This window comes from Microcystis sp. M113S1 (genome assembly GCF_020246945.1).
Classification (GTDB): Bacteria; Cyanobacteriota; Cyanobacteriia; order Cyanobacteriales; family Microcystaceae; genus Microcystis.
In genome coordinates, this window is record NZ_JADBSA010000311.1 from 1 (window position 1) to 5,897 (window position 5,897).

Here is a 5,897-nt window from a genome sequence, read left to right on the forward strand (position 1 = left end):
AACCCTTATATAGAAAGGCATTTAGCGATTTTTGTCAATTGTTTTTGATCTAGAGCGAACTAATCAATTAAATCTCTTGCCAGATAAGGATTTAGTCGATTTATGCCCCCCTATCGAACCATACCAAGTAACGAAGAACCGTTTTTAGATTTATTCAGTCAGCCCTATTTAATGATCGCTGCCGTTTTCCTGTACCGCTCCTAACTGTTGACGCACATCATCGATCGCTAGATTTAACTGGGCAATTTTATCTTCCAAACTGCGGCGGGCCATTTCCATGCCTTCCTCTGGAGTCAAGCGCCCATTGCGGCTCTCCTCTAAAAAAGCTTGATTATCACCATCTGCTAAACTGCGACGGCCGCGATTAGCCAACACTGTCCCCAAAACACCGCCCACTAAACCACCGACAATCGCGCCGGCTAAAAAACCGCCCGTAAACCCATCTCGCTGACTCATAATCCCTTTTTCTCCTAATAGGTTCCAAAAGCTCGATCGCCGGCATCGCCCAATCCCGGCACGATGTAACCGCGGCTATTTAATCCTTCATCGATAATAGCCGTATAGATGTTCAAGCTGGGATAATTTTGACTCAATTTCTGTAAAGCTGGCGGGGCAGCCACGACGGAAATCAGGCGAATCAGGGCAGGATCAACGCCTCTGCTGGTAATTTCTGCCATTGCCATTGAAATTGATCCCCCCGTGGCTAACATCGGTTCGAGAATTAAGACTCTCGTGGCTGGATCAAAACTGGCCGGTAATTTATTTAAATAACAACTCACCTCCAAAGTTTCCTCATTTCTGGCTAAACCGAGGTGATAGGTACTAGCTAGGGGTAAAAGGCTTTGGGCCCCTTCCAACAGGGCTAATCCTGCCCTTAAAATCGGAACTACGGCGATCGGTACGCTAGGATCGATAAAAGTAGCGGGACATTCCGCTAGAGGGGTTTTAACGCTAGTTTCCAGGGTCGGCAACCATTGCCGCGCCGCTTCGTAGGTTAACCAGCGCCCTAGTTCCGTCATCGCTGTTTTAAACAATACCGAGGGTGTATTTTGATCGCGAGCGATCGCCAGCCAATGCTTAACCAGAGGATGTTCGGGAACGTAGACGCGCAGTTGTAAAACCATGAAAAGACTGGAACTCGATCGAGGGCTAAACTTTATCTTAAGCGAAAAAGCCTTCAGGAGTCAGTTATCAGTGATCAGTAATCAGTAATCAGCTTTTTTCTCCCTATCTCCCCATCCCCTAACCCCCATCCCCCATCCCCGATTAAAATAAAAGCAAGCCAGAAGCTTGCGAGCGGCTTCTGACTTGGGGAATTTTAACGACGACGGGTTCTTTGTCGTCTCCTGGCTACTGCTTTACGCTTTCTCTTTTCTTGAGGGGTTTCAAAAAATTGATGCTTTTTGATATCCGCATAAATTCCCGCTTTCGCTACCTGTCGCTTAAAACGACGCAGGGCTGATTCGATCGCCTCGTTCTGACCAACTACCACTTGGGTCATTAACCTAATTCACCTCCTGTAATTGCTCTCTGCCTAAAAAATGCTAACTTCTCATTATAGCACAATCTAGGGTAAAAAGCGATCCAAGGCGGCCTTTAATTCTTCAATTTCTGTCTCGATACTACCTTCCTGGGCAGCCCGGGCAATACATTCGCTCAGATGTTCGTCGAGGATCATTCTGGCGACGCGATCAATCGCCCCGCGAATAGCGGCAATTTGCATCAAAACTTCGGGACAGGGACGATTTTCCGATACCATCGTCTTGATGCCGCGAATATGTCCTTCGATGCGCGAGAGACGGTTAATAATTTGCTTCAGGGAAGCTTCGCTATGGACGTGGGGAGTCCCTTTTGACTCGTGGTCATGTCCCGTCTCGTCGTGGTTGCGAAGGGGGTCGAAAGGGGTAATTTGATTAGTCAAGGGCTTACCGTCAATTCAGTTCTACTCTCTAGTGTGCCACAGTTGCGAACCCCAGTCCCTCCCATGGTTTTGTCTGGTTTAAATTTCGGTTCAGGGGTCTTCGGTTTGCCAATCGGGGCAATTTTCCCCTTGATTCCAACCGCAGGGATGAAATCCACAAATTAGACGCTCTTGCATAATTAATTTTTCAGGGTTCAAAAACGGCAAAAATAAGGATTAAATTGCCTAAAATCTGTAAATACACCATTTAATCGACTATTATTCATTCTTAATTCTCCTGACTACTGGCTACTGACTACTGATACTAAATCCTGTTTAGAAAGTATAGGGGACCAGGGAGTGGGGAGCGGGAGTGGGGAGTGGGTTTTTTAAAGTTCGATTAGGAGTGAGAGATTGAAGCTGGTGATGGGATTTGAACCCGCGACCGGCTGATTACAAATCAGCTGCTCTACCACTGAGCTACACCAGCATTTTTGACCAACCTATTATAACACAAATAGGGCTTGCTGAAAAATTTTTTTCTGGGTCTCACAGGTGTAGGTATTTTACCAACCTGTGAAGACGAGACAAGGAGGACAAGGAGGGAAATCCGAATCTAATTCTTTTTTTGGCTACCTTTAATCGCTTATGAGGTCAGCAAAGCACGACGTTTTGACCAATTTTCGGCTATGTATTTCCGAGAAATCGCCTAAAAACCTGGCCAGATCAGGATTTGAGAGAATGACATAAGAGTACAGGTTTTGGCTCTCATAGTGGGACTTAAACGATCAACAAGAGTATAATCATTATAAAATAAGCACTTGACGTTGAGAAAGCAGCGATGAAAGAGACAACCCCGGCGTTAGGCATTCAATCTACTTACAGATCAGAGGCAGGCGTTGACAATTAACGTAGGATTAGTTAGTATGATGATCTAATCCTACCGGGCTGTCCTAGGCAGTTTATGGCAATGAGTAAGAAAGTCAGCATAACCTTAGACGACGAAGTTTTGGACTTTGTAGATCGACTAGCAAGCAATCGTAGCCGCTTTATCAATGATGTTCTCTGGCAAGAGAAGAGAAGGATTTTTATGAAAGAGCTAGAAGATGCTTATAAAGATCAGGCAAATGATCCAGAGAGCCAAGAAGAAATTTCTGTCTGGGATATTGCAGTGGGCGATGGTCTAAATGCCTAATGGAAGACTAACCTATAAGCGAGGAGAGATATGGTGGGTCGATCTGAAACCCGTTGTTGGTCATGAAACCGATAAAGAAAGCCCTTGCCTGATTTTACAAAACGATATGGGCAATCAAAATGGAACAACGACAATAGTTGCTCCATTGTTGCTTGGGAAAAAGACTTATCCTTTTGTTGTGAATATTACACCGACAGTGCAGAATGGACTAGACGGAGATCGACACATCAACTTAAGTCAAATGAGGGCTGTAGATTCTCAGAGAATTAAGAATCAACAGGGTGTTTTAGAAGACGTTTATTGGGAAGAAATAGAGAAAGCAGTCTGTATTGAACTCGGTTTCAGTTTAGCTTTTAAGTCTTCATAGCGCGATGCCGAAGGCACTGCGTAGCAGTACGCCGCTCTTGTGGGCCCAGTTGAGGAATGTTAGCGAAGATTGCCAATGTTTAGGTTAAAATAGAGGGGCAAAAGTTGCAACAGGGTCACGCCAAGGAAAGTGCGACCCCATCTTGATCCCAAAAATGAGCGCAGGATGAGTCCCATTAGAGGAAACTTTGCCCTTGTCAGTGCGTCTTTAGCCTCTAAGCAAACAAGTGTCACGCTTGCGATAGAATAGATCGGACTTAGCCTAAATGGGGTCAGCGAAAGAATGTGCGGAATTGTTGGCTATATCGGAACCCAAACAGCGATCGATATTCTCCTAGCTGGTTTGGAACGTTTAGAATATCGGGGTTATGATTCGGCAGGAATTGCCACAATTCTCGAAGGTGAATTACATCGAGTCCGCGCCCAGGGAAAACTCTACAATCTGCGGGAAAAATTAGAACAGGAAGTTAATCCCTCCCAAATTGGCATCGGTCACACCCGTTGGGCAACCCACGGCAAACCCGTAGAAAGTAATGCCCATCCCCACACCGATAATAGTCAACGGGTGGCAGTGGTACAGAATGGCATTGTCGAAAATTTTCAGGTATTAAGAACAGAATTAAAGGAGAAAGGCTGTATATTTGACTCGGAAACCGACACAGAAGTTATTCCCCATCTAATCGCCAGTTATCTACCCAAACCTACCGATGAAGAATACTTGGGGGTGAGTCCTTTCCTCAAGGCAGTTTTAAGGGCAATTGAACGTTTAGAGGGTGCTTTTGCCCTAGCGGTGATTAGTCCCGATTATCCCGATGAATTGATTGTCGTGCGGCAACACGCCCCTTTAATCATCGGTTTCGGTCAAGGGGAGTTTTTCTGTGCCTCCGATGTCAGTGCTTTGGTTCCCCATACCCGGGCAGTGCTGTCCCTGGATAATGGCGAAATCGCTCGGTTAACACCCTTGGGAGTAGAAATTTATAATTTTGAGGGCAAAAGAGTCCGTAAAAGCCCCAGAGTCCTCGATTGGAGTCCGACGACCGTAGAAAAACAGGGTTATCGTCACTTCATGCTCAAGGAAATCTACGAACAACCCGGAGTGGTGCGCGACTGTTTAGGGACTTATCTGCATCCCCATTGGACAGCACAAAATGAGGATAATGTCAACCCGATAAATATTAATTTTTCTGAAGAAATTTACGATAATTTAGAACATATTCAGATTTTAGCCTGTGGAACCAGTTGGCACGCTAGTTTAGTCGGTAAATACTTGCTCGAGCAGTTGGCGGGTATTCCAACAAGGGTACAGTACGCCTCGGAATTTCGCTATGCACCCACGCCCCTGATGCCCAATACTTTAACTATCGGGGTGACGCAATCGGGGGAAACAGCCGACACTTTAGCGGCTTTGGAAACGGAAAAACAGCGTCGTTTAGGATTAGAAAAAAAATATCAAGCCCGGATTATCGGTATTACTAATCGCCCCGAAAGTACCCTAGCACAAATGGTCGATCAGATTATTAATACCCAAGCGGGGATCGAGATCGGGGTGGCGGCAACTAAGAGTTTTACGGCACAATTATTGGGTTTTTATCTCTTAGCTTTGGATTTATCCTATCGTCGTCAAACTTTGTCTTTAGAGAGAATCGAGCAAATTATTAATCAAATGAGATCGCTGCCAAGATTGATCGAAACTGTCTTAGAAACACAGGAAAAAGCGATCGAAGAATTGGCCCATGAATTTAATGACACCCAAGACTTTATTTTCTTGGGACGGGGGATTAATTTCCCCATTGCCTTAGAAGGAGCCTTAAAACTCAAAGAAATCAGTTATATTCATGCGGAAGGCTATCCAGCCGGAGAAATGAAACACGGACCAATCGCGCTTTTAGATGCAAAAGTTCCCGTAGTAGCGATTGCTATGCCGGGGATAGTTTATGATAAGGTTCTCTCCAATGCACAGGAAGCAAAGGCAAGGGATGCGCGATTATTGGGAGTAGTTGCCGACAGCGATACGGAAGCACCAAAAGTCTTTAATGATTTGTTGTATGTGCCGGAAATTGAAGAATTATTATCGCCAATTCTCACAGTAATTCCCCTACAATTGCTCTCCTATCATATCGCAGCCCGTCGCGGTTTAGATGTGGATCAGCCGCGCAATTTAGCCAAAAGTGTCACGGTGGAGTAAAGTTCCTTAGGTTGAAAGTGTGGTTCACAGGTCTATCTAAATTGGAGCAATAGGACTCTCTTTACACCGCGAAGCGGTTGATGGCGAGAGTGTCATCCCTTCGGTAAAACCCTATCCATTAGTCACATCTTTCTTAACATAAAATTTGACAAAAAGAGAAAAGTGTGCAAGATGGCTCAAGGAGGTTCTATGGGGGGACTAATTTGATGAGATAGTTTCCAAGTCTGGCTGATATCATGTAACCTTCGCAG

7 protein-coding genes and 1 tRNA gene are annotated in these 5,897 nt (G+C 45.2%); 3 read left to right on the forward strand and 5 right to left on the reverse strand.

Annotated features, from left to right (window positions below):
* Nucleotides 1–168: 168 nt before the first annotated feature.
* From IM319_RS15685 to IM319_RS15705, 5 genes are all read right to left on the reverse strand, one after another.
* Nucleotides 169–456 carry a hypothetical protein gene (locus IM319_RS15685; RefSeq protein WP_287686002.1) on the reverse strand — a complete coding sequence of 96 codons (288 nt, stop codon included), beginning with the start codon at nucleotides 454–456 and terminating at the stop codon, nucleotides 169–171.
* Nucleotides 457–470: 14 nt separating this feature from the next.
* On the reverse strand, nucleotides 471–1,124 hold the full coding sequence (gene upp, locus IM319_RS15690) for a uracil phosphoribosyltransferase (protein WP_287686003.1): 654 nt from the start codon (nucleotides 1,122–1,124) through the stop codon (nucleotides 471–473).
* A 194-nt stretch (nucleotides 1,125–1,318) separates the two neighbouring features.
* The gene (gene rpsU, locus IM319_RS15695; protein WP_002738938.1) at nucleotides 1,319–1,501 is read right to left on the reverse strand and encodes a 30S ribosomal protein S21; all 183 of its coding nucleotides are present in this window, start codon (nucleotides 1,499–1,501) and stop codon (nucleotides 1,319–1,321) included.
* Between the two features lie 66 nt (nucleotides 1,502–1,567).
* Nucleotides 1,568–1,921 (reverse strand): metal-sensing transcriptional repressor, encoded by a 354-nt coding sequence (locus IM319_RS15700; RefSeq protein WP_286823726.1) that lies wholly within the window; start codon nucleotides 1,919–1,921, stop codon nucleotides 1,568–1,570.
* Between the two features lie 397 nt (nucleotides 1,922–2,318).
* A tRNA-Thr gene (locus IM319_RS15705) sits at nucleotides 2,319–2,390 on the reverse strand.
* Nucleotides 2,391–2,870: 480 nt separating this feature from the next.
* Between IM319_RS15705 and IM319_RS15710 the strand changes: the two genes are divergently transcribed.
* From IM319_RS15710 to glmS, 3 genes are all read left to right on the forward strand, one after another.
* Nucleotides 2,871–3,095, forward strand: coding sequence for a hypothetical protein (locus IM319_RS15710; RefSeq protein WP_012265779.1), 225 nt, complete (start codon nucleotides 2,871–2,873; stop codon nucleotides 3,093–3,095).
* On the forward strand, nucleotides 3,088–3,462 hold the full coding sequence (locus IM319_RS15715; RefSeq protein WP_287736205.1) for a type II toxin-antitoxin system PemK/MazF family toxin: 375 nt from the start codon (nucleotides 3,088–3,090) through the stop codon (nucleotides 3,460–3,462). The genes IM319_RS15710 and IM319_RS15715 overlap by 8 nt, the downstream gene beginning before the upstream one ends.
* Before the next feature lie 282 nt (nucleotides 3,463–3,744).
* Nucleotides 3,745–5,646, forward strand: coding sequence for a glutamine--fructose-6-phosphate transaminase (isomerizing) (gene glmS, locus IM319_RS15720; protein ID WP_287736206.1), 1,902 nt, complete (start codon nucleotides 3,745–3,747; stop codon nucleotides 5,644–5,646).
* Nucleotides 5,647–5,897: the final 251 nt, after the last annotated feature.

Excerpts from the sequence above, each read along its gene's own strand:
- IM319_RS15685 (WP_287686002.1), bottom strand. The coding sequence starts at position 456 with ATGAGTCAGCGAGATGGGTTTACGGGCGGTTTTTTAGCCGGCGCGATT.
- upp (WP_287686003.1), bottom strand. The coding sequence starts at position 1,124 with ATGGTTTTACAACTGCGCGTCTACGTTCCCGAACATCCTCTGGTTAAG.
- rpsU (WP_002738938.1), bottom strand. The coding sequence starts at position 1,501 with ATGACCCAAGTGGTAGTTGGTCAGAACGAGGCGATCGAATCAGCCCTG.
- IM319_RS15710 (WP_012265779.1), top strand. The coding sequence starts at position 2,871 with ATGAGTAAGAAAGTCAGCATAACCTTAGACGACGAAGTTTTGGACTTT.
- IM319_RS15715 (WP_287736205.1), top strand. The coding sequence starts at position 3,088 with ATGCCTAATGGAAGACTAACCTATAAGCGAGGAGAGATATGGTGGGTC.
- glmS (WP_287736206.1), top strand. The coding sequence starts at position 3,745 with ATGTGCGGAATTGTTGGCTATATCGGAACCCAAACAGCGATCGATATT.